Source organism: Bacillus sp. 22-7, from assembly GCF_010628845.1.
Classification (GTDB): Bacteria; Bacillota; Bacilli; order Bacillales; family Cytobacillaceae; genus Cytobacillus; species Cytobacillus firmus_B.
This window is the reverse complement of sequence record NZ_NJQY01000006.1, coordinates 288,794-314,672: the sequence shown is the minus strand read 5'-3', so window position 1 is coordinate 314,672 and position 25,879 is coordinate 288,794. Positions and strand designations below refer to the sequence as shown.

Here is a 25,879-nt window from a genome sequence, read left to right as displayed (position 1 = left end):
TATGTCTTATCGTTTTTCCTTATTTAATCCCTCAATGTCTCGATGATATATATTCCATCAGCTTTCTACTGGTATGTTTCAGGGCTTCCTCATGATAGATCATGTAAAAGTCCCGCTGCATTGTAATTCCGTCTATCTTTAATTGTATTAAAGTTCCCAGCCGAAGTTCTTTTTTTACTGCAGATTTTGAGATGATGGAAATTCCTAATCCTGCTTCGACACAAGTTTTTATGGCTTCAGTGTGTTTCAGTTCCATAATGACATTCAATTTGGATGCATCTACATGGCATCTTCTAAAGGAATCCTCCATCACTTGCCGTGTTCCTGATCCTTTTTCACGGATAATAATAGGAACAGACAGGAGCTCCTCGATGGTTATATTGTCCGTCTTAATGAATTTATTTTCAGGGGAGGCTATGATAATCAGCTCATCTTTGGCAAAAGGAACTTGTTTTAAGGCTGGATAGGAGAGCATGGATTCAATGAACCCTAAGTTAATTTCATGATTTAATAGTTTCTCAACGATATGCCTGGAATTATATACATTTAAATGCAGGCTGACTTTTGGATAGAGACTCGAAAAATCGGCTAATAAAAAGGGGAGTACATGCTCCCCGATTGTTAAGCTGGCTCCAACCTTTAAGTCCCCATGTACACTTCCCTTTAATTCTTCCAGTTCATTTTCAGTTTCATTCATTAAAGCTATCAGCTTTTTGACTTTATGATAGAGGATTTCCCCTGCGGGTGTCAGCGAGATTTTTTTGGTTGTCCGTTCAAAGAGCTGACAATCCCACTGTTCTTCGAGTTGTTTGATTTGAAGGCTGACACTTGATTGAGAGAGGTGAAGATCTTTGGCAGTCTGGGAAAAACTTTTATTATTTGCGGTGACATAAAATACTTTCAGATAGTCGAGGTTCATGGATATCCTCCTTCAAACATGTAACTTCCCTCTATCTATTGTAATCGATTAGGGGACATTTAAAAAATTTTATATAGTAAGAGCAGCAGCGGGGTTATGGCAAGAAGACCCAGGAAGCCTGCAATGGCAACAGCAACAGGCTTAAAGCCAACTTTCACAAAGTCTTTCCATTTAATATTAAGCCCCAGCCCTGCCATACCCATTGCGAGGAGGTAGGTGCTCAATAACAAAAAGATGCTGATGATGCTCCCGGGTATGTGGAAAATAGTATTGATCAGGCTGGTAAGGAGAAATCCGAAAATAAACCACGGGATTGGCAGCTTTCCTATATTGCGGCTCTTACCGCTGTTTTTTCTGCTGTAAACAAAGCTTATGATAAGGGCAACTGGTATCAGCAGCAGCACTCTTCCCAGTTTTACAAGAATGGCAGAGTCACTGCTGACATCTCCGCCCGGAACCCCTGCCGCCACTACATGGGCGAGTTCATGCAGTGTTGCTCCGGCTAATACACCATATTCCTGCTCGCTGATTGGCAGCAAGGGAAACAAAACAATGTACAAAATCGCCCCAATGGTCCCTAAAACGGCTATGCATGATACTGCCACAGCGGTTTGCTCTTCCTTGCTTTTGACAATTGGCGCAATCGCAATAATGGCTGCCGCTCCGCAAATAGCAGTGCCTGCTGCAAGTAAAGCGGACAATTTCTTATTGATTCTGAATACTTTGCCCAAAAGAAGGATCAAACTCATGGTAAAAACGATGACCACTACATCAATGAGCATGATGGAAAAGCCTGCTGATATAATCTCCTGCAAATTCAGCCTAAAGCCCAGTAAAATAATCCCTGCACGAAGCAATACCTTGCTTGAAAACTGTACACCTGAATGAGCCTCCACAGGGACAGATAGCGTATTTCCCCAAATGCCTCCCAGCAGAATGGAAAGGATCATGATTCCGAGAATGGAGAAAAAGGGAAGATGGGCAATTTGTCCAGCCAGAACCGCAAGGAAAAGGGTCAATGATAATCCTTTCGCAAACCCGATGGCCTTTTGTTTTTTTTTAGGTTCTTCTATTACATATTCTTGAATTTTTTGTGCTTCCACAGCGAGTTCCCCTTTCGTTCATTTGATATCTTAACCGTATCATAGGAAAGGAGAACCGCTTCACCGATTGTTTAATAAGGCTTATTGGATTTCTTAATGATTGAAAAGTAAATAGATTAAGCCCCTTTTTGCTGCAAAATAATGACTTCCTCTTCTTTTTCTTTCATTGATAGGAATAGTACTCCTGCAATGATAAAAACACCGCCCAGTAATTGATAGCTTCCAAAGGTTACATTTAGCCACAAGAAGGATATCAAAGCTGCTACAAGAGGCTCGATACTGGATAAAAGACTGGTTTCTGTTGGTGACAAATACTTCAAGCTCCCTATATATAACAAGAATGAGAGGGTGCTGATCACTATGATGCTAATTAACATAGATAATGTACCGAAATTAAGGGCTCCTGCCATGTTGGCAAAGCTGAATGATGGCCTTAGCAAATATAGGACGATACCTCCAATCAGCATTCCCCATCCGATGATTGTCATCGTTCCCCAGGTCTTAATGAGGGAAACAGGCTGCAATGTATAAAAGGCAAATCCAAGCGCTGTTAGAAAACCAATCCCTAAAGCCTTATTTGATAAAAGGATTTGGTCCAGAGATCCGTTGGTAATAAGCAGAAAAATTCCTGAAAGGGCTGTTACAATGGCCAGCAAATGGATCTTGGCTGGCCATCTTCTCGACTCAATTGCCACATAAATCGTGATCAGCACCGGGCCAGCAAATTGAAACAGGGTGGCTGTAACGGCATTGCTCACCTGAATGGTTTCAATAAAAGCATATTGCCCTCCAAGCATTCCCAAAACAGCAAAAAGAAGAAGCTGTATCCAGTGGCGGGGATATTTCCATATCGCAAATACATTTACTTTCCGGCAGGATAGGAAAATGAGCGTGAAGATGCCTGCCGTAATTAATCTGATAACTAAATAATCGCTTGATGATAAGCGGGTTTCCTGAAAAAACCACTGGAGCATTGGACCAGATAATCCCCACAAAGAAGCTCCGCTTATGATCATGGCCAGTCCCAGCCTGCGTGAATTGCTCATGATGTGTGTCTCCTTACTGTTTTTGTTATTATCATGTATTATAGATAATAACTGATGTTGTTAGAAGGGTCAGATCTTTAATATTTAAGGGGGTCAGATTAATGTCGGAGTTAACACCAAACCTGGAGTTTACGAGCGGTGAGCCACTATATGTGCAATTATATAAATATATTAAAAACGAAATTAAGACAGGCAATCTGACGGTAATGGCAAAGCTCCCTTCCAAAAGAAAATTTGCCAGATATCTTCAGGTCAGTGAAAACACAATTGAATCTGCTTATGAACAGCTTATGGCTGAAGGGTACATCGAATCGAAGGCACGTAAAGGATATTTTGTATGTGCAGTTGAACAACCCGGCTTTTCTTCAGCAAATGAAGAGCCTCTCGCTGAAGAAAAGAAGTATATTGAGGGTAAGTACCTATATCATTTTACTCATTCCGGAGTGGATATCAGGACGTTCCCATTTTCTGTGTTCCGGAAATTAACAAATCAAGTACTGACAAAGGATAATGGCGAGGTTCTATTGCTTGGCCATCCTCAAGGAGAACTGGAGCTGCGGAACGAGATTGCGAAGTATCTTTATAAATCCAGGGGAGTAAACTGTTCCCCCAGCCAAATCATTCTTGGTTCAGGAACACAATATCTAATGAGAACTTTATTGCAGCTGCTTGAAGGAAGTATTTTTGCAGTCGAAAATCCGGGATATCACCGCAAGCTCGTCATCTTTGAAAAAGGAATGGAAAATGTGAGGGACATTCCACTGGATGAAGATGGACTTATTTTATCAAAGCTGAAAAAGTCAGGAGCAAACATCGTCTTTGTCACTCCATCGCACCAATTCCCCTGCGGTATGATTATGCCTATTGCCAGAAGGATGCAGCTTTTAAAATGGGCAAAGGAAAAGCCTGGCCGTTATATCATTGAAGATGATTATGACAGTGAATTCCGCTACACAGGCAAGCCGATTCCAGCTCTGCAGGGATTGGATAAGGATGAAAAAGTCATTTATATGGGCACATTCTCAAAAGCCCTGCTTCCCTCTTTAAGGATTAGTTATATGGTCCTTCCAAGGCCTTTGCTGAAAATTTATCAGGAAGATTACTTCTTTTATGCCCAAACTGTTTCCCGGACAGATCAGGAGATTTTAATTAAATTTCTCGAGGAGGGTTACTGGGATAAGCATATCCAGAAAATGAGGGTCGTTTATCGTAAAAAACGCGACAGTCTCATGGCAGCAATTTCGAAGTACTTTCCTCCTTGTGCTGAAGTAATCGGGCAGGAATCAGGTTTGCATATATTGCTTCGGCCAAATAATCAAATGAATGAGCAGCAGCTGATCAGCAAAGCATTAAAGGCAGGAATAAAAATTTATCCTGTATCCCAATTTGGAGAAAATGACGGTCATACTGTATTGCTTGGTTTTGCCTTGCTATCTGAAGATGAGTTATTTGAAGCAATAAGGGTATTGGCCAGGGCATGGTTTGAATTGTAAAACCTGAAAAGTGGTGATTTAGCATTCGCAGCTTATCAAGAACCATAATGTGGAGAACATTTGCATGATTTCAAAATAGTTATTAATACTCATTTTACCAAGTAAAGCGAACTGTTTGTCTATTCAGTACGTTTCCATTTATAACAGGCTTTAGCCTGAAAAATTAGATGGAGGTTTTCTTGAATGAAAAAGTATTCTTTCCTGATGGTATGTCTATTTTTTTTAGCAGGTGCAGCAGGTTTTACTGCATATTCGAATTCCGTGGAGCCGGCAAAATCTTCAGTTGAAGCCGCACAGACTGAAGCTGTTCAAGTTTATGGTCCAGGTGGTCCTTTGGGCCCGATAAAGGAGGCTGCTGAAAAGTTTTCAGCGGAAACAGGTATCAGGGTGAACGTAACGGCTGGACCGGAATCCAATTGGATTCAGCAGGCAAAGGAGGATGCAGACCTGATTTACGGGGGTTCAGAGTATATGATGCAAAGCTTTATTTTTAACCATCCTGGAATGATAGACGAAAAATCACGAACAGAGCTGTATGCTCGTGCTGCTGGTATTCTGGTGAGAAAAGGAAATCCCAAAAAAATAGAATCCCTAGAGGATTTAACAAAGCCAGGAGTTAAAATAGTGGATGTTAACGGTGCAGGCCAGCTTGGCCTTTGGGAAGACCTGGCAGGAAGAAAGGGCCTCATCGCTGGTTTAAATCAAAACATTGATATTTCAGTCAAAACCAGTGCTGAAGCCATTGATCTTTGGAAGACAAATTCAAAGCTGGATGCATGGATCACATATGAGTCCTGGCATTATCGCTTGAAAGAGGAAACAGAATTAATCCAAATGCCGGATGATGAAAAGATTTACAGAGGAACACCTATTGCTATTGCCAAAGCTTCGCAGCATAAAAAAGAGGCAAAAAAATTCATAGAGTATCTGCAAACGGAATCAGCCCATAAGATTTTCCAAAAATGGGGATGGAACTAAGTGAGTTAGCTGATATTAAACATGCCTATATTTCTATCGAAAAACAACAGTCTGTGACATCTTATCCAGTTTGATATTAATACAAGAGGGAATGAAATGGGCGAGGAGGGATCAAATGAAAAAAATACTTTCATTTATATCCATTTTGGTGATTGTTATAATGGCAGCTGGCTGCAGTACCAATGGAGAGAATGAGAAGCAGGAAAATGCAAACAGCGAAAAAGCAAGCAACTCAGACGGACAAATGGCCGATAAGCTTTTTAATGGCAGTGATGAGGTAATGGCGGTTCTGGATGATTTACAAGCTAATTTGGAAAATAAGGCGGAAAACTCGGAACTGATACAAAAAACGGGCAAAGACCTTGAGGAAAACTGGGATGAGATTGAGAAGAAAGTGGAAGAGAATTTTCCCGAAGACTACGAAAGTATTGAAGAGAGCTTATATCCGCTAATTAGTGAATCTCAAAAAGATCAGGGTGACTCAGCAAAAATGAAGGAACTGGTTACCGAAACAAAGGAAAAATTAGAATCATTTAATGAGAAATTAGCTAAAGAATAATGAGTTTAAACCTGCCCTAAATACTTTTGGGCAGGTTTATTTCATCAAGTTAGGTCCCCAGCACTTTTTGCCCTTGCGGCTGAGTGTTAAATGGATTAGGTTCTAATGTAATCCCAATATCTTCAAACGAATATTCTGGAGGCAGGCGGTAGGTGATAAGTCCGCTGCCGTTTTGATCAGGTATCAAAGTGCCAGCACTTTGCCGGTTTCCGTTTTTTAACAGCCATACTTGGTAAACCTCATCACCCTTCGTAATAGGCATATTATTCAAAGCAATGACAAGGCTTGTTTCCGTACCTTCCTGAAGAAGGTATGCGCTGCCGGTTGCAGAAGCAGCTAAGCTTTGCCCTGTTAAGGAATAAGTCGTAACAATTTGTGCCGGATCAGCAGCTTTATTCTCTAATGACTTAATTGTATCTTTCAATTGAAGGCTGTTCCAATAAAACCCAATTAAACAAATGATTAAAATAGCTGTTACAGCAGTGGATATGGGTGAAAAATGCCTTTTGGCAACTGATAAAATTCGTTCTTTAAAGCTAATCGGTTCGGCTTCTATTTTTTCTTCATGTTTAAGAAATTTATTTTCTTCAAAGACAAAATCCATCACTTGTGACTTCAATGATTCCGGCACCTCTGTTTCTTCTACATCATAAGAAAGCATTTGCCATGTTTCTTGTATAGATTTCAGTTCCTGCTGGCATTTTGCGCATTTTAGCAGATGGTCTTCGAACTGTTTTTTATCTTGGTTTGTAAGTTCATTTATAATATATAAAGATAAATTATCACATTTATTCTCCATGCCGAACACCTCCTATTTTCCCTTTGAAATTATTCCGCAGTTTTTTTAAGGCCTGATGCAGGCGGCTTTTAATCGTACCCAGCGGCTTTTGTTCAAGTTCTGCAATTTCACTTAAGGAGTAGCCTTCCCAATATAATAAGTTGATCAGGCGCTGCTGAGGCTCAGAGAGATGTCGTTTTGCTTCTTGAATCTGCTGTTTTAGCAGATTTCTTGTAACTTGATGCTGGACATCATCAGCTGGAAGACCTTGCATTTGCTGCCATTCTTTAAGATCCAATTGGACCGTTCCTTTATATTTTTGTTCTTTACGGATGAGATCTATGGAAATGTTTCGAGTTATGGTGAGAAGCCAGTTCACAAACTGTCCTTGGGATGCATTATAGGTGCTTTTTGTCGTCCAAAGCCGAAGGAACACCTGCTGAACAATTTCTTTCGTTTTTTCCGTATCTCCCTTGGTTATTTTTATGGAGAAGCTGTAAATAAGTTTTACATATCGGTCATACAGCTCTTCAAGTGCTGGCCGATGATTTTGAACAATTAATTCTATTAGTTCTTCATCTGACTTAGACTTCATTGACGGAAATCTCTCCCTTGTTAAACGAAATTATTTAGTATAGATCTTAACATAGATTGGCGGGAAAATTTGATAGGGAAAAAAAGAACTGCCGATAAACCAGGCAGTTCCTTCAGTAACATGCATTATTGTGTAAATTTCGTTTCGCTGTTTACAATAAACCAAACATCTTTGACGCCTTGTCCCTTTACATCACCAGATGCTCCGTCATTTACGAAGTAGTAAAGCGGGTAGCCTTTGTAGGTCGTTTGTTTCTCACCAGTGTCAGCGCGAGTAATCGTTCCGAAGTCTTCTTTATTAAATCCTTCCGGAACGGCAAAATCTTCAGAGTAGAAAGCAGGCCAGTTTTCAAGGCAATCACTATTGCAATTTGATGTATTAGGCTGATCTTTTGCAAAGTAGTAAAGTGCCATACCTTCAGCATCTGTAAGATATTTACCAATTTTTCCGTTTTCCATTAGTTGAAGTTTTGTATCCGATTCTGCAAGATCTTTTTCTGGCTCGTTGTTAACCTCCGTTGTTGTTTCTTGTGCTTGTTTCTTTGCATCTGTGCTTTCAGATTTTTCCTGAGAGCTGCATCCTGCAAAAAATATGCCAGATAAAAGAATTGTGCAAAAATAAATTTTTGTTTTCATGATTAATCCCTCCGTTATTTTTTCTAATCAAATACAGGTAACGCAGGGGAGTTGTAAACGGTTTTATACAAATTTAAAATTTTTAAGATTCCTCAAAACAGGGCGGAATTAACAACGCGCATTCTAGCATTGATAAGTTTAACAATTTATATTTGTATATAACTTTCCAATCTGACTATGCCTGATTTGAGTGCGCTGATGAATCAGGGGTAATGATACTAATGAAACAGCAGCCCATGTACAGGCTGCTTTTTTTTATGCTTCATGTTATATGAATTCATAAATTTTCTTTTTTGATAATCCTATAATAGAATCAGGAATGAAGTAAGATAGTTATTGAACTACCCGGGCGGTGAAACATTGTGGAAAATTTATATTTTAAAAAGTATATACGTACTGATTTTTGTTTTGAACATGACCATAATCATAAAAAAAATAATATACTGCTCCAATATAAGAACAGCGATTTATATTATATGGACAAAGAGGAATATTCCTTCTATAAACAGCAAACTAAAGAATTATTTTGGAAGAAATGTGTAGTAACCTCAATGGATGATTTTGATTTAAGCCTTCTCGCAAAGGATTTTTTAACTGAACTAATTGTATTCACTGACTCTGAAAACAGAATACTCGGTTACGTCAAGTGCCAGGATCTGCTAAAGGAACTCAGCAATGATTTTGAAGAATTACAGGCTTATTTTCATACTATAATCGATACCATTGAGAATTCGGTATCAGCCGTGGACAAGGAAGGGAAAACAATCGTATGGACAGAAGGGGCTGAAAGAATATTCTCTATCCGCAAAGAAGATATTCTGGGAATAGAAATGAAAAATTTCTTTCCTGAAGAGATGCTTTTAAATCAGGAAACACTTCTGACTGGCAAAGCGTTTAAACATCATCTTCATAAACCAAGAGAAGATCTTTTTGTACTGATAAATATTAATCCAGTTGTTGTCAAAGGGAAAATTATTGGGGCTGTAGCCGCGGAAACGGACATAACGAGCCAGGTCATGCTGAGCCAGGAGTTATTGAGTGCATCTTCTAAAATTCAGCAGCTGCAAAACGAGGTTTCCAGACTTAATAATACTAGGGATCCTTTTCAAAAGGTTAAAGGATCAAGTGTTGAAATTAAAAACGCCATATCCCTGGCAAAAAAGATGGCTAAAACGGATGAGAATGTATTACTGCTGGGTGAAACAGGAGCGGGAAAAGAAGTATTTGCAAAGGCTATACATGACCAATGCCGATTATCAAAGCCTTTTATTGCTTTGAATTGTGGTGCCATTTCTCCAGCATTGTTTGAAAGTGAATTGTTTGGCTATGAAAAAGGTGCTTTCTCAGGGGGAGATCCTAACGGGAAGCCTGGAAAAATAGAGCTTGCTGATAAAGGAACATTGTTTCTGGATGAAGTAGGGGATTTGCCTTTAGATCAGCAGGTTAAATTGTTGAGAGTCATTGAAAACAAAACCTATTATTCTGTAGGTGGTTTGAAGGTGAAAGCTGCCAACTGCAGAATAATAGCTGCAACCAATAAGGATTTAGAAGCAATGGTTGAGAGGGGTGAGTTCAGAGAAGATTTGTTCTACAGACTGAATACCTTAACGATATTTATCCCGCCATTAAGAAAAAGAAGACAGGATATCTTAGAGTTATTTCATCTGTTTATTCATGAATCATCTTTAAAATATGGCCTGGACATTACCTTTATTGCACCTCAAATTACACAATTGCTGCTTGAGTATGAATGGAAAGGGAATATTAGAGAACTTAAAAATGCAGTAGATAGAATGGTTCTTTTATCTGAAAATGGTTCCATATTGCCTAATACATTGCCGGAAAAGATACTAAAGGAGAAACCTCATTTTTTCTTGCCGTCTGCCAATGAATTGCAGAACGAAATAAACAGATTCGAAAAACAAAAAATCCTTGATGCACTAAAAGGAGAAAATGGAAATAAATCAGAAGCGGCAAAGCGGTTGGGCATAACAAGAACTACTTTATATAATAAGATGAAAAAATTAAATATATCCGATTGGTAATAAGAAGAAGAGAGGGATCATTGATGATTTCTTTCTTTTTTTTATTGTAAAGAAATCTTTACACTTAACGGATTGGTGTTAAAGAAAATGAACAACCCATTCACATAAGGAGCTTGCCATAAATGCTGGTTGAGGCTGGCACGATAATTGCATATTGAATAAGAGAAAGGAGATTTTTTATGAATAACAAAATAGCATCTTTAGAGACATTCTTAGAAAAGAGAAACTGGATGGGGGGACTCATTACATCACGGCAGAACATTTTTTACTTAACCGGTTTTGATTACGAACCGCATGAACGCTTTGTTGGAATTTATATTTTTCCGGGAAGACCCCCATTAATTGTATTGCCTGAAATGGAGTTGAAAATGCTCTTGGAAGCAGGCTGGAGATATGACTATATCTGTTATAAAGACTCAGAAAATGTCTGGAGTATGATTACAGATCATCTCAAAGAAAATTTAAACTTGATTACAGATTTTGCAGTAGAAGAGACCTATATTTCTCTTAAATATGTTCGTATGCTGCAGCAAATGCTGCCAAATATTCAGCTGCAAAATTTAGATCAGGCGCTTTCTGAAATGAGAATTAGAAAAAGCCATGAGGAAATGAAAAAATTAAGGATAGCAGCCCAATATGCAGATTATGCAATACAAGCTGGAATAGATGCCTTATATGAAGGTGTATCAGAGTTAGAAGTGCTGGGTGAAATTGAATATAAAATAAAAAAAGCAGGATTGCGTGATATGTCTTTCAGCACAATGGTGCTTTTTGGCAGCAATTCAAGCAATCCTCATGGAGTTCCGGGAGAGAATAAACTGCAGCCCGGAGATACCATCATATTTGATTTGGGTGTTAAATATGAAGGATATTGTTCGGATATCACTCGAACATTTGTCTTTAAGGAATTAAGGGACGAAGTCAAAGAGATGTATGATTTAGTGTTGAAAGCTAATTTGGCTGCTCTGCAGGAGTGCAGGGCAGGCAATAAAATGAGAAAAATAGATGAAGCGGCCAGAAAAGTAATAAACAATGGCGGATTTGGAGAATACTTCCCCCATAGAATTGGCCATGGCCTGGGAATAGAAGTGCACGAGGAACCTTCTTTACACTCTGAAAATGAGGAAATCCTCCGGGAAGGTATGGTGCTGACTGTAGAACCAGGCATCTATATCCCGGGTGTAGGCGGGGTGAGAATAGAGGATGATGTAGTAATAGGGGCTGAAGGAGTAGAGGTATTAACGAAGTTTAAGAAAAACTTGCATGTCGTAAAAGGAAAAAAGTGCTGATTGGAAATAATAACTTACAAGGTAAGCTGAGGAGCGTGATGCTCAAAACTGCAGCATGAAAGAGCCGGATTTCGATCCGGTTCTTAAACATCAAGGTGGGACATAAATGGAGAATTTCATTATTTATTTAATAGCTATATTTGTGGCTATTGGTGGAATTGATAGGATTTTAGGTAACAAGTTTAAGATTGGCGAAGAGTTTTCAAAAGCTTTTTATAGTATGGGAGCCCTGTCACTATCGATGATTGGCATTATTTCTATATCTCCTGTATTGGCAGATATATTAATACCAATTATCTCACCTGTTTATACCTTTTTTGGGGCTGACCCTTCCATGTTTACTTCAACCCTCTTTGCTCTGGATATGGGCGGTTATAAACTTGCGGCTGAAATGACAGATGATATGAATGCAGCCAATTTTTCCTGGGTGTTTTTAGGTACCATGATGGGGCCAACTCTGGTGTTTACCATCCCGGTTGCATTGAATTTAATTCAAAAAAAAGACCAGGCCCATTTTGCAAAAGGGATACTGATCGGATTAATGACTATTCCAATTGGCTGCCTGGTTGGCGGATGGATTTCGGGTTTTCATTTAGTATGGATGCTTCAAAACCTGCTTCCAGCGATTCTGTTATCCATTGTTATCATGATCTCATTAATAAAAATTCCCCAAGCTACTACGAAAATGTTCATTGGGTTCTCAAAAATCATTGAGGTTGTATTAATATCAGGCTTAGTCATTGTGATTTTTCAAACTCTAACAGGAGTTGAATATGTTAAGAACTTAGTTCCTATACATGAGAGCTTTAAAACCATTGGGGATATTACCATTATGCTGGCCGGTGCATTTCCATTGGTGTTCTTTCTGCAGCATGTGCTGAAAAAGCCATTTGAAAAAGCAGGCAATAAAATTGGCCTCACGCATCAATCTCTAGTCGGTTTATTATCGTCATTGGCTCACCATGTTCCGATGTTCTCAAAGTTTGATCTTCTTGATGCAAGGGGGAAGGTCATCAATACAGCTTTTGCAGTAAGCGGCTCCTTTGTATTGGGGAGTCATCTGGGCTTTGTTGCCGCTGTGGACAAAAGCTTCATTGTCCCCATGATTTCTGGAAAGCTGACAGCTGGAATTTTAGCCGCAATAATTGCTTATTTTGTTATGAATGACTAGGTTCATGCAAACAGACTGAAGGTAAAACAGCAGCAGTTCTAATGAACATAGCTGCTGTTTTTTCGTTTATGCACTGGTTGTAGCTGACTTTTTCTGCTTATGCTGCACACCTTGCAGAACAAATTGATCCCGGCCTGCCCCAATTCCGGAAATAGTAAAGATGGCCGTAATGATCATAAGGAAGATCAATGGAACGGTCCAGGAGTGGAAAAGGTCGTACAATGAACCGATGAGAATCGGTCCTGCCGCGGCAAGCAGGTAGCCGACTGATTGAGCCATTCCTGAGAGGCTGGCTGCCTGTTTGGCATTTTCAGCACGAAGGCCGATCAGGGTTAAGGAATGGCTGATCGCTGCTCCGAGGCCAATCCCTAGGAGGACGATGCTGATGTTAGAGATGATGGCATTCACATTCATCAGGAGACCCATTAAGCCGGCAAAAGTGAAAAGGCCGATTCCAAGAGCAATCCCTTTTTGGTTAGGAAGCCGATCGGCAAGAACAGGGATAATAAAATTAACAGGGAGTCCTGAGAACTGGAGAACCGTTACCATCCATCCAGTGGCGGCGATTTCCCGGCCCTGGCTATGAAGAATTTCAGGAAGCCAGGTAGTAGCGCTGAAATAGACCATTGATTGCAATCCCATAAACAGTGTGACCTGCCAGGCAATGGGTGAGGACCAGATAGAACCCTTTGGTGCAGATACTTTAGGTGCTGCCGTTTTTTTCTTTCGTTCCCTGATCTGCGGCAGCCAGACAATAATAGCGATAAATATTAAGATGGTCCATACACCAAGTGAAAGCCTCCAGCCCAGGCCAAGATTTTCTGCAAGCGGGATACTGAATCCGGGCGCAAGTCCTGCACAAATGCCCATAGAAAATGTATAAATGCCTGTAAGCAGGCCAACCTTTTGCGGAAATTTTTCCTTGACCATTCCAGGAAGAAGCACATTGCAAAGACCTACGCCTAACCCTATTAAAACAGTTCCTATGTAGAGCGGAGGAAGCATTCCTAATGAACGGGCCGCAATGCCGGCTCCCAAAATAGTTAACCCCAAAAGAATGCTCCATTCGCTTCCAAGCTTTTGTGCAATCCTCGGTACAAAGGGGGAGAGAAGAGCGAAGGCAACGAGCGGAAGGGTAGTCAGAAGGCCTGCTGCACTATTGGAAATTCCCGTTTCATCCCGGATTGCACCAATCAGTGGTCCGACTGATGTAATCGCCGGGCGTAAATTAAATGCCACAAAAATAATGCCGGCCATCAGGAAAAAGGTTTTTGAATTAAAATTTGCTGTACTTCTCAACTGAAGACACTCCTTAAAAGTATTTCCAACATCCTTCGCTTAACGAAAAGACAATATTCAGAATAGTATATATGCATACCGTTCAAAAGTACATAGGTTTTTATGAAAAATGAAATCTTTTCATATGAAACTAAACCCTGCATCTAGATAAGCAGCTTTTAAATGACCAACTTCCAAATAAATATATACTGTACAAACGTATATAATCTTTTTAGCGGGAGTTTTCTCTGTTTCCTTTATATATATTGTTTAGCTGTAAAAACATAATGTATTATAAAAATAACTGGAGTTGTAAGAAACTCCTAATTTTTGTTTTTAATTGGGGTCAGAATGGGGGAAGTGGCATGAAAAAAGATTTAATAGAGAGATTTACAAGATATGTAAAAGTTGATACACAATCCAAAGAGGGTACGGAACAAACTCCTTCAACGCCTGGTCAGCTGGTGCTTGCGAATATGCTTGCAGAGGAATTAAAAGAGATTGGTATGTCTAATGTTACAATCGACCAACATGGCTATGTAATGGCGACGTTACCATCAAATATAAGCAAAGATGTTCCAGCAATAGGATTTCTTGCACATCTTGATACCTCAAGTGACTACACAGGGAAAAATGTAAACCCTCAACTGGTGGAAAATTATGATGGAACCGACATTATTTTAAATAAGGAATCAAACATTGTGCTGTCTGTAAGGGATTTTCCTGAAATGCCCTGCTATAAAGGACATACACTCATATCAACAGATGGAACAACACTGCTCGGGGCGGATGATAAAGCTGGCATAGCGGAAATCATGACAGCAATGGAATATCTAATTAAACACCCTGAAATTAAGCATGGAATGGTAAGAGTTGCTTTTACACCCGACGAAGAGATATCTAAAGGAGCAGATACGTTTGATGTTGATGCTTTTGGTGCTCAATTCGCATACACAATGGACGGAGGCCCATTAGGTGAATTAGAATATGAGAGCTTTAATGCCGCAGAAGCTTTAATTACGATTAAAGGCCGAAATGTTCATCCCGGTACAGCAAAAGGGAAGATGATAAATTCCACTAAAATTGCCATAGAATTGAACAGCAAATTACCAGTTGAGGAAGCACCTGAATCGACCGATGGATATGAAGGCTTTTACCACCTTTACTCTATGAAAGGAACTATCGAACTCACAACTGTCAGCTATTTAATTAGGGATTTTGATAAAGAAAACTTTAATGCACGAAAAGCAAAGTTGGAAAACATAGTGAAAGACCTTCAAAGAACGTATGGAAATGATGCCATTCTTCTTGAGATGAAGGATGAATACTATAATATGAAAGAAAAAATAGAACCTGTTTTTGAAATTGTGGAGATAGCTAAGAAAGCCATGGAGAATTTGGATATCGAACCTGATATTAAACCCATTCGCGGGGGAACAGATGGTTCAACTTTATCCTTCATGGGGCTGCCGACACCCAATATTTTTACAGGCGGAGAAAACTTCCATAGTAAATATGAGTTTGCGTCAGTTGATAATATGGCTAAAGCTGCAAATGTCATAATAGAAATAGTTCGATTGTTTGCGGAGAAAAAAATAAATGATTAAGGCAATCATAAACTGAATGATGAGAAAAAAGAAATCAGCGGTAAATTTACCGCTGATTTCTTTTTTGGCCGGTCCTTACGATGCATAAATAATCCAATATGGCAAAAATTATCTCTATTACACTTGGTTAGCGGGGATTGACTATGAAATATTCCAGACTCCAAATATCGTTTTTGCTGATTTTATTTACAGGAATATCAAATCACGTCATGATCCTTCCACACCTTTTAAGAGCAGCGAATCGTGATGCGTGGGTATGTGTACTGGCTGCTTATGCGATACTCCTTCTCTGGGGACTATTTCTTTATTTCATTTTGAAAAGGCTGATGAGAGAGGGCTTGAGGAGCTGGATAAAAGATAGGGCAGGGAAATTTGTTTCCAGGGGAATTATACTGATTTTCGCCGTTTATTTCTTTGTGAGCGGAATCCTGGCATCATATGATTTCATTCTTCTGATAAAGATATATTTCCTCCCGGTAACTCCAGCTTGGATAGTCACGGGATGTTTTCTGCTTCTTTGTGTGTGGGCTGCATATAAAGGGTTTAAGGTAATTGCCTATATGTCAGCTTTATTATTGCCTATTGTATGGACATTGGGGTATTTTGTGGCTTTTTCCACCTTAAACAAAAAAGAATATTCCTATCTTCTTCCTGTTTTGGAGAACGGTTTTGACCCCATAAAAGACGGAGTAATCATTGTTTTGGGAGGAAGTATTGACTTGCTGGTTTTATTTTTAATTCAAGATCGGATGAAAAAGCCTTTCACATACTTCCACTTACTCATTCTGATTACAATTCTTTTAGGTCTTGTCTTAGGCCCAACGATGGGGTCTATTTCTTCCTTCGGGCCGTCTGTTTCGTCCAACTTTCGTTATCCTGCATTTGAACAGTGGAGATTGGTTCAATTGGGAAGACAAGTTTCCCACCTTGACTTTTTAGCAGTTTTTCAATTTTTGTCAGGTTCAATAATCAAAGTTTCTTTATGTCTCTCTTTTCTTGTGGAACTGTTTGACATTCAATCAGAGAAAGGAAAAAGATCCTTTCTCATTATAAGCGGAATTTTATTTTCTTCGATTTCCATTGTGCCCTTAAGCGATATTTGGCTCCAGAAAAAAATTGCAGGATATTATTATCCAATCCTTTTTTTTGGAGGGTTTGCACTTTCTCTAATTCTATTTGCCATAAGCTATCTGCCTAAAAAGAAGGGAGTGCCATTTTAATGGAGCTTGATCACCATTTGTCTGAGAATATAAGAGCCATGGAAGAAAAGCTTTCCAGTGGGAAAATGGATGAAAAAAACCTTCTGGATTTTTTTAAAAGCTATTCCGATGTAAAAGTAGCACAATTTAAACAATCAGAGGGAGATACGACTGTAATTTATTGTGAGGGTATGGTCGATGGCACTTAAATGAATGAATATTATAATAGTGTTTTTACCTTCCTTTCAAAAGAGAGAGATATGGAGCAGCTGCCTGATCTGCCGCCGATTATGACTTTAAATTCTTTTAGGCTGATGGTTGAAAAGGTATTTTCCGGTTTTTTGATTTTTTTTAGAAATGGACGACCGTTCTTCTGGGCTATAGACATTGCCAATATTCCAAAAAGGTCTCCAGAGGAGTCTAAAACGGAAACATCCATCAAAGGACCAAAAGACGGATTCACAGAAGAAATAAATACAAATATCTCCTTAATTCGAAAAAGGATTAAAAGCCCTAAGCTATACAATGAATCCTTTGTAATTGGGTCATTGAGCCAAACGAAGGTTTCACTATTGTACTTAACCAATAAAATTAATCCAGACATGCTTAAAGAAGTCCGGGAGAGGCTGAGCACAATTCAAACGGAGAGTATTTTGAGTGCAGGACAGCTTGAACAATGGATTTCAGACCGGACGTTTTCTATATTTCCTCTGTTCGATTACATTACACGGCCGGATTTTACCATCGAGTGTATGCTCCGGGGAAGGTTTATTATTATCGTTGATGGCTCTCCTATGGTTTTGATTGGCCCGGCTAATTTGACAGAACTAACCAAGTCGCCTGAGGATCTTCATTTTCCCTATTACTTTGTTCTATTTCAAAGGATGTTAAGATTGGTTGGCATTGTGATCGCCATTTTCCTTCCAGGCTTTTGGATAGCGATTGCTGATATAAATGTGGATCAGCTCCCTTTTCCGCTTTTAGCGACAGTGGTTGTATCAAGGAATGGACTGCCGCTGCCTGGAGGGCTGGAGGCTTTTTTTATCCTTGGCTTGTTTGAATTGCTGAGAGAAGCTGGGGTCAGAATGCCTACGGCTGTTGGGCAGACTATATCGATTGTTGGCGGCCTGATCATTGGGGATGCCTCCATCAGAGCCGGACTTGCATCACCGACGATTATTGTTGTTATCGCTCTGACTGCAGTAGCAACTTATACACTGGTAAATCAATCTTTATCGGGAACGGTGACAGTACTGCGTTTTATAACCCTGCTTATTTCCTCTTTCCTGGGTATTTTTGGTGTGTTCCTTTGTGTATTTGGTGTTCTTATCTATTTGTGTCAATTAGAGTCCTATAAAATGGCCTATATGGAACCGCTTGTTTCGCTTAAACCAAAAGAGATTTTTTCAGCCTTGCTGATTAATCCTTTTAAAAGACGTGATTTTACTGCCCCGATGCTAAAAAGGGGGAGAAAGTGATGCTGCTGACTTTGCGCAAAGGGCTTTTAATGGCTGTGGCTTTCCTGATTCTGGTTTCACAAACAGGATGTACAGATATTAAAGAAATGAAGGATCTTAACTATGCTACTGCCATTGGGGTGGATTATAAAGATGGAAAGTACCATACCTATATCCAGATGGTGGATCTAATGAAAGTTGCCAAAACAGAAGGAGGAGATACGTCTCCTGCGAAAATGTGGGTATCTGAGGCTGAAGGAGAAACATTTAATAGTGCTTTCTTTGAAGTCTACAATACTGCCCAGGCAAGGACTATATGGGCGCATGTAACTGCCATCGTCTTAAGCGAATCTGCTTTAGAACAGGGGTTTCATGAAATTTTGGATGGCCTGACCCGTTACCATGAATTTCGGCTGACTCCCTGGGTTTACGGAACGAAAGAACCGATTAAAGATATTCTTTCCACGCTTGGCTTTTTTGGCCAGACAACACTGGATACAATTTTGCATGCTCCAGAATCAGTTTTTCAGCAGAGCTCTAAGCTCAGGCCTATCCAGTTTTTTAAGCTTGCCAAACAAATTTATGAGCCGGCTTTTACGGCATATGTGCCATCCTTATCTATAAATGCCTCTCAATGGGAAGAAAATAAAAAGAAGGAGCCAAAACTAGCATTAAATGGTGCTTTCTTTATAAAGAATAAAAACTTTAAGGGGTTTTATCCCTATGATGTGTTAAAGGGTATAAGGTGGGTCATTCCCAAGATGGAAAGAATACAGGTGTTAGTGCCGAATGAAGATGATCCAGAGTTTCTGCCAGTATTTGACGATCCGAAAGCCATGTATAGAGCAAGGGATGGCAGGATTGATATCGAAGTAGAGGCTAAAGGGTACATCACCAATCGAGATAATAATAAAACAACCAATTTAAAACAAATGGAAGAGCTGACTGAAGCAGCTATAAAAAACGAAATACAAAAGCTATTTGATTTGGGCATTAAGGAGAATACGGACTTTCTCAATTTGGAACACACTTTATACCGTGACAATTGGCAGGAATGGAAGAAAAATAAACATTTGACTTAAGATTCTTTGAAAAGCATTATAGTCGATGTTGAAATTATACATTCGGGCGGTTCGAAAAATCGGGTCATTGATATGGATTATTTGAAATAAGCAGAAAAGGGAACCGATCCCTATTCTGCTTATTTTTTTTCCTCCAAGGCCTGGAGAATGTCTGTCAGCCAATTCATATAAAATTCATTTAAGCCCTTGTAATGTTCCTGTATCAGATTGGGAATGACCGCCTGGTAGTCATGCTTTACTTTGCTTTCTGCCTTCAAATCAGAAATCCAGTTTTTTATATGTTCAGCTGCTTCGGAGACTTGGGCTGATTGAACAAACAATAGGGCTGGATAAAGGGATCGCGGTTCTGGCATCCGCTTTTTAAAGACCTCTATGATTTCTTCAGAAAGCTGATATTTTCCATCTTCAGTAATTCGGTAGACAGTCCGGTTTGGCCGGTTGTTCACCTGTTCCTGCTTTTCCGCCTGGATCCACTTATGCTTTTCGAGCTTGCGGATGGCATGATATAAATTGCCGTCCGTAACGGGGAATAGGTGATCCCATTTGTGTTCTAAAATGACTTTTTTCATTTCATATGGATGATATTCTTTCTCTTCTAATAGACCGAGAATGACAATTTGGATAGACATGATTGGTAACTCCTTTTTAGACAATACCTTTGCTCGAATACAGGATATCTTACCCTAATGTCATTTTAATGCAAGCAGCATTGGAATACCAAATGGAAGAACAGGGGGAAAAGCTGCTGTATCGTATTCAGCGCAGCTGCTCCTATTAAACTGTGCAAACCATCACATGGGAGATGAGGGAACACAAAAAAACTGTCCCGCAGCGGGAACAGTTCTTTGTGTTTATTGTGCAGAAAATCCGCCGTCAATAACTAATTCTGCTCCTGTAATATAAGAAGCATCATCTGAAGCAAGGAACATGACAGCGCGTGCCACGTCATCCGCTTCACCAAGTCTTTGAAGCGGAGTTGCCTGAATTAATCTTTGCAGCACTTCACTGGATTCTGACAGGTTTTCTGTCATTGGCGTTTTAATAACTCCAGGGAAAACAGCATTAACCCTGATCCCGAATCGGCCAAACTGTGTGCTTGCCGCTCTGGAGATGGCTCTGACAGCCCCTTTTGAAGCAGTGTATGTGTTTGTTCCCATTCCCACCATGGCTGTGTAGCTGGAAATATTCACAACGGCACCGCTCTGCTGTTTGACCATTTGCGGCAAAACATGCTTCATTCCTGCAAATGGTCCGAAACCATTGATGCGCATCATGAGATCCCAATCTTCAATTGTCACATCATCCATATGCTTCTCACTTGAAATGCCCGCATTATTGATAAGAACATCGATTCTTCCATGATCGGCAACAATTTCTTCCACAGCCTTTTTCCAATCATCCTCAGACATGACATTCAGCAATTTGCCTTCCACTGCCTCATTTTGGCTGACAACGTCCAGGAGCTCTTTATTAATGTCCGCTGCAATAACATATGCCCCTTCATCGACTAAAAGCTCAGTCATGCGTTTTCCCATTCCTGATGCTCCGCCAGTAACCAATACAATTTTATTATCGAATTTACCCATGATAATGCCCCCTTGATTTATCTTTATAGAATACGTTTACAAATTAAGTATAATCGATAATATACTTTGCGCAAAGTAATTAGTTCTGGAAAATTACCAAGTTTTAAGGGAACTTTCATTATTCTTGATAGAAAGGAAATGGATTGGTATAATGAATGACAGTCAGTCATTCGCTTTTGTGCAAGGAGGGTAAATCATATGCAGCATCGGCCAGATGATAAATACAGCAGAATACTGAACGCTTCTATAGAGGTTATTTCTGAAAAGGGACTTGAAAAATCCTCAGTATCAGAGATCGTTAAAAAAGCAGGCATCGCTCAGGGAACGTTCTATTTATATTTTTCTTCAAAGAGTGATTTGGTTCCTGCGATCGCCAATTCACTTCTCACAAAGATACTGGAGCGGATGAAGAGAAAGGTAGAGGAAACAGAAAGCTTTTGGAGCACTTTAGATGGCGTAATCGATGAGACCTTTAAGGTTACCGATGAACATAAAGATATCATAGTACTTGTATACTCGGGACTTGCATTCAATCATTCCCTGGAAAAATGGGAAGAGGTATACCGGCCATATTACGAATGGCTTGAGATTGAAATCAGCAAGGCAGTGCAGAAAGAAGAAATTTATGCAGACATTAATGTGAAATGGACCTCAAGGACCATTATAAACCTTATTGAAAATGCTGCTGAAAGATATTATATTGGCGCAGAGCAGGATGAATCCCTGTCTGTTTATAAAGAAGAACTTTTTAAATTTATCAGGAAATCACTAATCAAAGATTAAAATTATTGGGCTGCTTCCAATAATTTTTCTAAAAATAAAAATGACTGACAGTCATTCATATGGGGTTGAGAGCAAATGAAATGGATGTTAGTATTTGCAGCCGGCATCCTTGAAGTGATCTGGGCTTCAGGTTTAAAATATGCAGATTCATTTCTGGAGTGGACGATTACCACATTGCTGATTGCAGCAAGTTTCATCTTATTGATCCGCTCTTATAAGGTAATTCCTGTTGCGGCGGCTTATACCGTTTTCGTCGGAATTGGAACTGTGGGTACCTATATTTTAGGTGTGATAATGGGAGAGCCTTTTTCGGTTACTCAATTATTCTTTCTGGTGATTTTATTGGCAGGGATCATTGGCATGAAGACCTTTACGAAACAGGAAAACACGGAAGCGGGAGGTGAATCTTAATGGCCTGGGGATTATTGGTCCTGGCGGGGATAGAAGAAGTGATTGCCACAATCGCGATGAAATACATGGATGGAACGAAAAAGAAATGGCCGATTGCTGTAATGACAGTTGGCTTTATTTTCTCGTTCTTCTGCTTATCCATGGCTATGCAAAGAATCCCAGCCGGTGTGGCTTATGCAATTTGGACGGGAGTGGGAAGCATTGGCATTACACTCGCCGGTTTATTCTGGTTTAAAGAAAGATTCGAATATAAACAGTTATTATCCCTGGCATTTATCTTAATTGGAGTCATTGGTCTGGGGATGACATCTTAATAAAGTTTTAAGTTATAAGAATAATTGGAAGCAGACCTGAATGCTGGTCTGTTTTTTTTGCTAGAAAAATAAATAAAAATTAGTTGCAAAATACAAATAATATATTTATAATGTAACCAAGAGGTGAAAATAATGGAAAATCTTCGCAGTTTGTTTCAAGTAATGACGCGCCGTTTTGGCTTACTCAATAAAAATTGCTGCAGTGTCGGCGGATGCGATATTTCCCTCATTCAAAGCCATATTCTTTATGAGATTGACAATCAGCATAACCCGTCCATGCAGCAGATTGCGGATACATTAGGGACCGATATCACAACTTTCAGCAGGCAGGTTCAATCTTTAGTGAAAGTGAACTTAGTTAAGAAAACGCCAGATCCTGCTGATAAGAGAATCAGTATTCTTTCGCTGACTGCTGAAGGGAAATATATTGCAGGTTCTATCGATCAGCAGATGAATTCTTTTTTACAAGAGGTTTTTTCACAAATGAATGAGTTTGAAAAAGAAACAGTCATCCGCTCGATTCATTTGTTAAATAATGCAATGGCAAAATCCAGTGCATGCTGTAAGCCGTTTCAGGGGTAAATGCCTCTGGAGTAAAAACTTGCATTTTGCAAGTAAAAATAATTGGAGAAAAGAGGAGAAAGCATGACTAATCAGAATGATCTTGTAAAAGGATGCTGCACACCTAAGAAAAACGAACTAGAAAAGAATTCATTAGGCAAGAGGGAAACAAAAGAGCTGCCTGTGGCTATAATTGGAGCCGGACCGGTGGGTCTGGCAGCTGCTGCACACCTGGCAAGCAGGGGGCAATCATTTATTTTGCTCGAGGCGGGAAAGCAAGCGGGAGCTAATATCAAAAGCTGGGGACATATTCGCTTATTCTCACCATGGCGATACAATATTGATAAAGCTGCTGCCAGGTTATTAAGCGCAAATGGCTGGGTACAGCCGCAATTGGAAGCTTTGCCTACCGGGGAGGAACTTGTTGAACACTATCTAAAGCCGCTGTCGAGCTTACCTGAAATAAAGCCTTTCTTTCACCTTAATACGAAAGTTTTATCAGTTGGCAGGAAAGACACCGATAAAATGAAAACCGCAAACCGGGAAGACATTCCCTTTGTTATCCATGCTGAGCAGAATGGAGAGTACAAAACTTTCGAATCGAGAGCAGTCATTGATGCTGCAGGAACCTGGGGAAATCCTAATCCGGCTTCATCAAGCGGAATTTGGCTGGCTGATGAGAAGAAACTAAATGAAAAGATATTTTATGGAATACCCGATGTATTAGGGAGTGAGCAGCAGCGCTATCGGAATAAGCGAGTTGCAGTTGTCGGCGGAGGCCATTCAGCGATTAATGCCTTGCTGGATTTAGCCGCTTTGAAAGAGTCCTATCCCAAAACGGAGATTTTATGGATTATGAGAAGAAATCAGGTTGAGGATGCTTATGGAGGAGAAGAAAAAGATGCACTTGAAGCACGCGGCCGCCTCGGAAGGAGAATCCATCAATTGGTTGATAAAGGGCAAGTGGAGGCCGTTACTCCATTTCGTATCCAGCTCGTCAAAGAGTCGGAAACGGGAATCGAGTTAATAGGCAGCCAAAACGGGAAGCAGAGAAGCCTGAATGGAATCGATGAAATGATTGTCAATACAGGAAACCGTCCAGATTTTTCAATTATAAGTGAACTTCGTACTTCCATTGATTCTGCAACTGAAAGTGCAGGTTCATTGGCACCATTAATTGATCCTAATATTCATAGCTGCGGAACGGTTCGTCCCCATGGAGAAAAGGAATTAAGACAGCCTGAGAAAAATTTTTATATTGTGGGTTCAAAAAGCTATGGCCGTGCTCCAACCTTCTTGATGGCGACAGGCTATGAGCAGGTCAGGTCTGTGGCTGCTTATTTGAGCGGTGATTTCGCTGCTGCAGAAAAAGTGGAGCTGGATTTGCCGGAAACAGGTGTATGCAGCGTTAATTTAAAAAGTTCAATTGAAGTGTCTGCGTCATCCTGCTGCAATTGATTCGCTGCTCCTTAAAATATAATTGAATAGGTGATAATAATGACCATAAATCATGCTGGAGCTCTCAAAAAAGAATATTTTATATCCTATATTAAATTAATCATGAATGCTTTTGGGTGTTCTGTTGAGGAAGCAAAAGATAAAACGTTTGAAAGGCTGTTTCGATTGCGGGAGATTGAAATGGGGAAGGAAACGTATGAACAATTTATTTTGGCTTATCGGGATTTAATTAAACATCCGAATGATTAAATTTAATAACCGGAGAGGATGAATCCTGGTGACTATCAAAGATCAATTATCTTCACAGCCAATTATAATAGTCGCCATCGTCACAGCTTTAAGTCTCTTAGGAGATTCCATGCTGTACATTGCCTTGCCTATTTATTGGGAAACTGCTGGGCTTGAATCAATTTGGCAAGTGGGTGTGCTCCTTTCCATAAACCGATTCATACGATTGCCTTTTAATCCATTGGCAGGCTGGATGTATAAACACATTTCATTAAAGGCTGGTCTGATCATTGCGGTTCTGTTAGGCGGATTCACAACGATAGGATACGGTGTGTTCGAAGGGTTTGCGTCCTGGGTGATCCTCCGTTCATTATGGGGGATTGCCTGGTCATTTTTTCGGATCGGAGGATTGTCGGTTGTTGCTGTTTATGCTGAAAACAATAAGCGTGGAAGTTCTATGGGCTTATATAACGGGCTCTACCGTACAGGAAGCCTGGTCGGAATGCTGGTTGGGGGCTTGCTCGTTCCGATTATAGGCTTGAGTACGGTTTCAATTGCATTTGGATTATTGTCCCTGTTGGGGCTTCCTCTAATGCTGAGCTCTAAAATTAATCAAGTTGAGGAGACACCCGGAAAGATTGGTACAATGGCTGAAGAGAAGCCTTTCATTGGCAGGACCGCATATAAAGCAGCGATTATTGTATCAGGCTTTCTCATTGCCATGCTATATCAGGGAATAGTGACATCCACAATGAGCTCCTTGATTGAACATTTTTACGGAGAGAGTATATCAATATGGAATGTGGCTGTCAGTGTTACTTTTTTATCAGGCCTAATACAAGCGGTAAGGTGGACATGGGAACCCTTTCTGGGGAAAACAGTGGGGCACTGGTCTGATGGGGCGCCGGGGAGGCTGCCGATTTTTATTGTTTCCCTGATTTTTGCAGGGGGTGTCTTTGGCTTGGTATCTGCTAAACTTCCATTATATCTTTGGATAGCAGTTACTCTTTTAGTGATGGCCGGTGCTACTATTTTATCAACCATTCTGGATACGATTGCCCTGGACACAGCAAAAACTGCAAACGTGGTTTCTTTCCTTACGGTATACACCATCTTTCAAGATGTAGGGGCAGCTTTAGGACCTGCAATTAGTTACATAGTAATCCAATTAGAAGCTGGTTTTACATTTTTATATTGGGGCGGTTCGTTCATACTGCTTATTTTAGCTGCGATATGGACAGTTTTAGCCAATAGGTTAAACACTTTTATAAAAAAAGAGATTTATGAATCTTATTAGCGGGGGA

27 protein-coding genes are annotated in these 25,879 nt (G+C 40.0%); 18 read left to right on the top strand and 9 right to left on the bottom strand.

All coding sequences use genetic code 11. The features are described 5' to 3' along the window. Window positions 1-31 precede the first annotated feature (31 nt). The 3 genes from CE058_RS05375 to CE058_RS05365 form a co-directional block, all read right to left on the bottom strand. The gene (locus tag CE058_RS05375) at window positions 32-919 is read right to left on the bottom strand and encodes a selenium metabolism-associated LysR family transcriptional regulator (protein ID WP_163140847.1); all 888 of its coding nucleotides are present in this window, start codon (window positions 917-919) and stop codon (window positions 32-34) included. A gap of 59 nt (window positions 920-978) precedes the next feature. After that, on the bottom strand, window positions 979-2,022 hold the full coding sequence (locus tag CE058_RS05370) for a YeiH family protein (protein ID WP_163140844.1): 1,044 nt from the start codon (window positions 2,020-2,022) through the stop codon (window positions 979-981). Window positions 2,023-2,138: 116 nt separating this feature from the next. Beyond that, a complete protein-coding gene (locus CE058_RS05365) occupies window positions 2,139-3,068 on the bottom strand; it encodes a DMT family transporter (protein WP_163140841.1) in 930 nt (309 codons plus the stop codon). Between the two features lie 101 nt (window positions 3,069-3,169). Here CE058_RS05365 and pdxR point away from each other — a divergent pair, with 101 nt between their 5' ends. From pdxR to CE058_RS05350, 3 genes are all read left to right on the top strand, one after another. Further along, window positions 3,170-4,561, top strand: coding sequence for a MocR-like pyridoxine biosynthesis transcription factor PdxR (pdxR, locus tag CE058_RS05360; RefSeq protein ID WP_163140838.1), 1,392 nt, complete (start codon window positions 3,170-3,172; stop codon window positions 4,559-4,561). 183 nt (window positions 4,562-4,744) lie between these two features. Beyond that, entirely contained in the window at window positions 4,745-5,539 is a 795-nt protein-coding gene (locus CE058_RS05355) for an extracellular solute-binding protein (protein ID WP_163140836.1), read from the top strand. A gap of 115 nt (window positions 5,540-5,654) precedes the next feature. Continuing rightward, window positions 5,655-6,098 carry a hypothetical protein gene (locus tag CE058_RS05350; RefSeq protein ID WP_163140833.1) on the top strand — a complete coding sequence of 148 codons (444 nt, stop codon included), beginning with the start codon at window positions 5,655-5,657 and terminating at the stop codon, window positions 6,096-6,098. A 49-nt stretch (window positions 6,099-6,147) separates the two neighbouring features. On the opposite strand, the gene CE058_RS05345 is transcribed toward CE058_RS05350, so the two are convergent. From CE058_RS05345 to CE058_RS05335, 3 genes are all read right to left on the bottom strand, one after another. After that, window positions 6,148-6,897, bottom strand: coding sequence for an anti-sigma factor (locus CE058_RS05345; protein ID WP_163140830.1), 750 nt, complete (start codon window positions 6,895-6,897; stop codon window positions 6,148-6,150). After that, window positions 6,887-7,471 (bottom strand): RNA polymerase sigma factor, encoded by a 585-nt coding sequence (locus CE058_RS05340; RefSeq protein ID WP_163140827.1) that lies wholly within the window; start codon window positions 7,469-7,471, stop codon window positions 6,887-6,889. Before CE058_RS05340 ends, CE058_RS05345 begins: the two co-directional genes overlap by 11 nt. A 125-nt stretch (window positions 7,472-7,596) precedes the next feature. Then, on the bottom strand, window positions 7,597-8,106 hold the full coding sequence (locus CE058_RS05335) for a COG4315 family predicted lipoprotein (protein ID WP_163140825.1): 510 nt from the start codon (window positions 8,104-8,106) through the stop codon (window positions 7,597-7,599). 362 nt (window positions 8,107-8,468) lie between these two features. Between CE058_RS05335 and CE058_RS05330 the strand changes: the two genes are divergently transcribed. The 3 genes from CE058_RS05330 to eutH all read left to right on the top strand — a co-directional run bounded on the left by CE058_RS05330 (window position 8,469) and on the right by eutH (window position 12,611). Then, window positions 8,469-10,151: a sigma-54 interaction domain-containing protein gene (locus CE058_RS05330; protein WP_163140822.1), complete on the top strand. Its 1,683-nt coding sequence runs from the start codon at window positions 8,469-8,471 to the stop codon at window positions 10,149-10,151. Between the two features lie 179 nt (window positions 10,152-10,330). After that, entirely contained in the window at window positions 10,331-11,440 is a 1,110-nt protein-coding gene (locus tag CE058_RS05325; protein ID WP_163140819.1) for a M24 family metallopeptidase, read from the top strand. Between the two features lie 106 nt (window positions 11,441-11,546). Then, window positions 11,547-12,611, top strand: a complete 1,065-nt coding sequence (gene eutH, locus CE058_RS05320; RefSeq protein ID WP_163140816.1) for an ethanolamine utilization protein EutH — start codon at window positions 11,547-11,549, stop codon at window positions 12,609-12,611. A 66-nt stretch (window positions 12,612-12,677) separates the two neighbouring features. Here eutH and CE058_RS05315 read toward each other — a convergent pair whose 3' ends face one another. Next, window positions 12,678-13,868 carry a CynX/NimT family MFS transporter gene (locus CE058_RS05315; protein WP_163141146.1) on the bottom strand — a complete coding sequence of 397 codons (1,191 nt, stop codon included), beginning with the start codon at window positions 13,866-13,868 and terminating at the stop codon, window positions 12,678-12,680. A gap of 386 nt (window positions 13,869-14,254) precedes the next feature. Here CE058_RS05315 and pepT point away from each other — a divergent pair, with 386 nt between their 5' ends. The 5 genes from pepT (at window position 14,255) to CE058_RS05295 (ending at window position 19,234) form a co-directional block, all read left to right on the top strand. After that, window positions 14,255-15,496 (top strand): peptidase T, encoded by a 1,242-nt coding sequence (gene pepT, locus CE058_RS05310; RefSeq protein ID WP_163140813.1) that lies wholly within the window; start codon window positions 14,255-14,257, stop codon window positions 15,494-15,496. 143 nt (window positions 15,497-15,639) lie between these two features. Continuing rightward, window positions 15,640-16,716 (top strand): GerAB/ArcD/ProY family transporter, encoded by a 1,077-nt coding sequence (locus CE058_RS05305; protein WP_163140811.1) that lies wholly within the window; start codon window positions 15,640-15,642, stop codon window positions 16,714-16,716. Continuing rightward, the gene (locus CE058_RS25015) at window positions 16,716-16,904 is read left to right on the top strand and encodes a hypothetical protein (RefSeq protein ID WP_283934806.1); all 189 of its coding nucleotides are present in this window, start codon (window positions 16,716-16,718) and stop codon (window positions 16,902-16,904) included. The genes CE058_RS05305 and CE058_RS25015 overlap by 1 nt, the downstream gene beginning before the upstream one ends. Beyond that, the gene (locus CE058_RS05300) at window positions 16,905-18,173 is read left to right on the top strand and encodes a spore germination protein (RefSeq protein ID WP_283934805.1); all 1,269 of its coding nucleotides are present in this window, start codon (window positions 16,905-16,907) and stop codon (window positions 18,171-18,173) included. It begins immediately after the preceding gene. Then, complete coding sequence (locus CE058_RS05295; protein WP_163140808.1) at window positions 18,173-19,234, top strand: Ger(x)C family spore germination protein; 1,062 nt, start codon at window positions 18,173-18,175, stop codon at window positions 19,232-19,234. The genes CE058_RS05300 and CE058_RS05295 overlap by 1 nt, the downstream gene beginning before the upstream one ends. Window positions 19,235-19,353: 119 nt before the next feature. Here CE058_RS05295 and CE058_RS05290 read toward each other — a convergent pair whose 3' ends face one another. After that, window positions 19,354-19,863: a PadR family transcriptional regulator gene (locus CE058_RS05290; protein ID WP_163140805.1), complete on the bottom strand. Its 510-nt coding sequence runs from the start codon at window positions 19,861-19,863 to the stop codon at window positions 19,354-19,356. 222 nt (window positions 19,864-20,085) lie between these two features. Further along, a complete protein-coding gene (locus tag CE058_RS05285) occupies window positions 20,086-20,820 on the bottom strand; it encodes an SDR family NAD(P)-dependent oxidoreductase (RefSeq protein WP_163140802.1) in 735 nt (244 codons plus the stop codon). 198 nt (window positions 20,821-21,018) lie between these two features. On the opposite strand from CE058_RS05285, the gene CE058_RS05280 reads away from it, so the two are divergent. The 7 genes from CE058_RS05280 (at window position 21,019) to CE058_RS05250 (ending at window position 25,872) form a co-directional block, all read left to right on the top strand. Beyond that, window positions 21,019-21,603 (top strand): TetR/AcrR family transcriptional regulator, encoded by a 585-nt coding sequence (locus CE058_RS05280; RefSeq protein WP_163140799.1) that lies wholly within the window; start codon window positions 21,019-21,021, stop codon window positions 21,601-21,603. A 75-nt stretch (window positions 21,604-21,678) separates the two neighbouring features. Then, complete coding sequence (locus CE058_RS05275; protein WP_163140796.1) at window positions 21,679-22,014, top strand: DMT family transporter; 336 nt, start codon at window positions 21,679-21,681, stop codon at window positions 22,012-22,014. Then, the gene (locus CE058_RS05270; RefSeq protein ID WP_163140793.1) at window positions 22,014-22,328 is read left to right on the top strand and encodes a DMT family transporter; all 315 of its coding nucleotides are present in this window, start codon (window positions 22,014-22,016) and stop codon (window positions 22,326-22,328) included. The genes CE058_RS05275 and CE058_RS05270 overlap by 1 nt, the downstream gene beginning before the upstream one ends. Before the next feature lie 132 nt (window positions 22,329-22,460). Beyond that, window positions 22,461-22,910 (top strand): MarR family winged helix-turn-helix transcriptional regulator, encoded by a 450-nt coding sequence (locus CE058_RS05265; RefSeq protein WP_163140790.1) that lies wholly within the window; start codon window positions 22,461-22,463, stop codon window positions 22,908-22,910. 63 nt (window positions 22,911-22,973) lie between these two features. Further along, on the top strand, window positions 22,974-24,347 hold the full coding sequence (locus tag CE058_RS05260) for an FAD-dependent oxidoreductase (RefSeq protein WP_163140785.1): 1,374 nt from the start codon (window positions 22,974-22,976) through the stop codon (window positions 24,345-24,347). A 39-nt stretch (window positions 24,348-24,386) separates the two neighbouring features. Further along, complete coding sequence (locus CE058_RS05255; protein WP_163140783.1) at window positions 24,387-24,596, top strand: hypothetical protein; 210 nt, start codon at window positions 24,387-24,389, stop codon at window positions 24,594-24,596. A 28-nt stretch (window positions 24,597-24,624) separates the two neighbouring features. Then, window positions 24,625-25,872 carry an MFS transporter gene (locus CE058_RS05250; RefSeq protein ID WP_286167886.1) on the top strand — a complete coding sequence of 416 codons (1,248 nt, stop codon included), beginning with the start codon at window positions 24,625-24,627 and terminating at the stop codon, window positions 25,870-25,872. Window positions 25,873-25,879 lie beyond the last annotated feature (7 nt).

Coding starts and splice junctions, on each gene's coding strand:
- CE058_RS05375 (WP_163140847.1), bottom strand. CDS start 919: ATGAACCTCGACTATCTGAAAGTATTTTATGTCACCGCAAATAATAAA.
- CE058_RS05365 (WP_163140841.1), bottom strand. CDS start 3,068: ATGAGCAATTCACGCAGGCTGGGACTGGCCATGATCATAAGCGGAGCT.
- pdxR (WP_163140838.1), top strand. CDS start 3,170: ATGTCGGAGTTAACACCAAACCTGGAGTTTACGAGCGGTGAGCCACTA.
- CE058_RS05355 (WP_163140836.1), top strand. CDS start 4,745: ATGAAAAAGTATTCTTTCCTGATGGTATGTCTATTTTTTTTAGCAGGT.
- CE058_RS05350 (WP_163140833.1), top strand. CDS start 5,655: ATGAAAAAAATACTTTCATTTATATCCATTTTGGTGATTGTTATAATG.
- CE058_RS05345 (WP_163140830.1), bottom strand. CDS start 6,897: ATGGAGAATAAATGTGATAATTTATCTTTATATATTATAAATGAACTT.
- CE058_RS05340 (WP_163140827.1), bottom strand. CDS start 7,471: ATGAAGTCTAAGTCAGATGAAGAACTAATAGAATTAATTGTTCAAAAT.
- CE058_RS05335 (WP_163140825.1), bottom strand. CDS start 8,106: ATGAAAACAAAAATTTATTTTTGCACAATTCTTTTATCTGGCATATTT.
- CE058_RS05325 (WP_163140819.1), top strand. CDS start 10,331: ATGAATAACAAAATAGCATCTTTAGAGACATTCTTAGAAAAGAGAAAC.
- eutH (WP_163140816.1), top strand. CDS start 11,547: ATGGAGAATTTCATTATTTATTTAATAGCTATATTTGTGGCTATTGGT.
- CE058_RS05315 (WP_163141146.1), bottom strand. CDS start 13,868: ATGGCCGGCATTATTTTTGTGGCATTTAATTTACGCCCGGCGATTACA.
- pepT (WP_163140813.1), top strand. CDS start 14,255: ATGAAAAAAGATTTAATAGAGAGATTTACAAGATATGTAAAAGTTGAT.
- CE058_RS05305 (WP_163140811.1), top strand. CDS start 15,640: ATGAAATATTCCAGACTCCAAATATCGTTTTTGCTGATTTTATTTACA.
- CE058_RS25015 (WP_283934806.1), top strand. CDS start 16,716: ATGGAGCTTGATCACCATTTGTCTGAGAATATAAGAGCCATGGAAGAA.
- CE058_RS05300 (WP_283934805.1), top strand. CDS start 16,905: ATGAATGAATATTATAATAGTGTTTTTACCTTCCTTTCAAAAGAGAGA.
- CE058_RS05295 (WP_163140808.1), top strand. CDS start 18,173: ATGCTGCTGACTTTGCGCAAAGGGCTTTTAATGGCTGTGGCTTTCCTG.
- CE058_RS05290 (WP_163140805.1), bottom strand. CDS start 19,863: ATGTCTATCCAAATTGTCATTCTCGGTCTATTAGAAGAGAAAGAATAT.
- CE058_RS05285 (WP_163140802.1), bottom strand. CDS start 20,820: ATGGGTAAATTCGATAATAAAATTGTATTGGTTACTGGCGGAGCATCA.
- CE058_RS05280 (WP_163140799.1), top strand. CDS start 21,019: ATGCAGCATCGGCCAGATGATAAATACAGCAGAATACTGAACGCTTCT.
- CE058_RS05275 (WP_163140796.1), top strand. CDS start 21,679: ATGAAATGGATGTTAGTATTTGCAGCCGGCATCCTTGAAGTGATCTGG.
- CE058_RS05270 (WP_163140793.1), top strand. CDS start 22,014: ATGGCCTGGGGATTATTGGTCCTGGCGGGGATAGAAGAAGTGATTGCC.
- CE058_RS05265 (WP_163140790.1), top strand. CDS start 22,461: ATGGAAAATCTTCGCAGTTTGTTTCAAGTAATGACGCGCCGTTTTGGC.
- CE058_RS05260 (WP_163140785.1), top strand. CDS start 22,974: ATGACTAATCAGAATGATCTTGTAAAAGGATGCTGCACACCTAAGAAA.
- CE058_RS05255 (WP_163140783.1), top strand. CDS start 24,387: ATGACCATAAATCATGCTGGAGCTCTCAAAAAAGAATATTTTATATCC.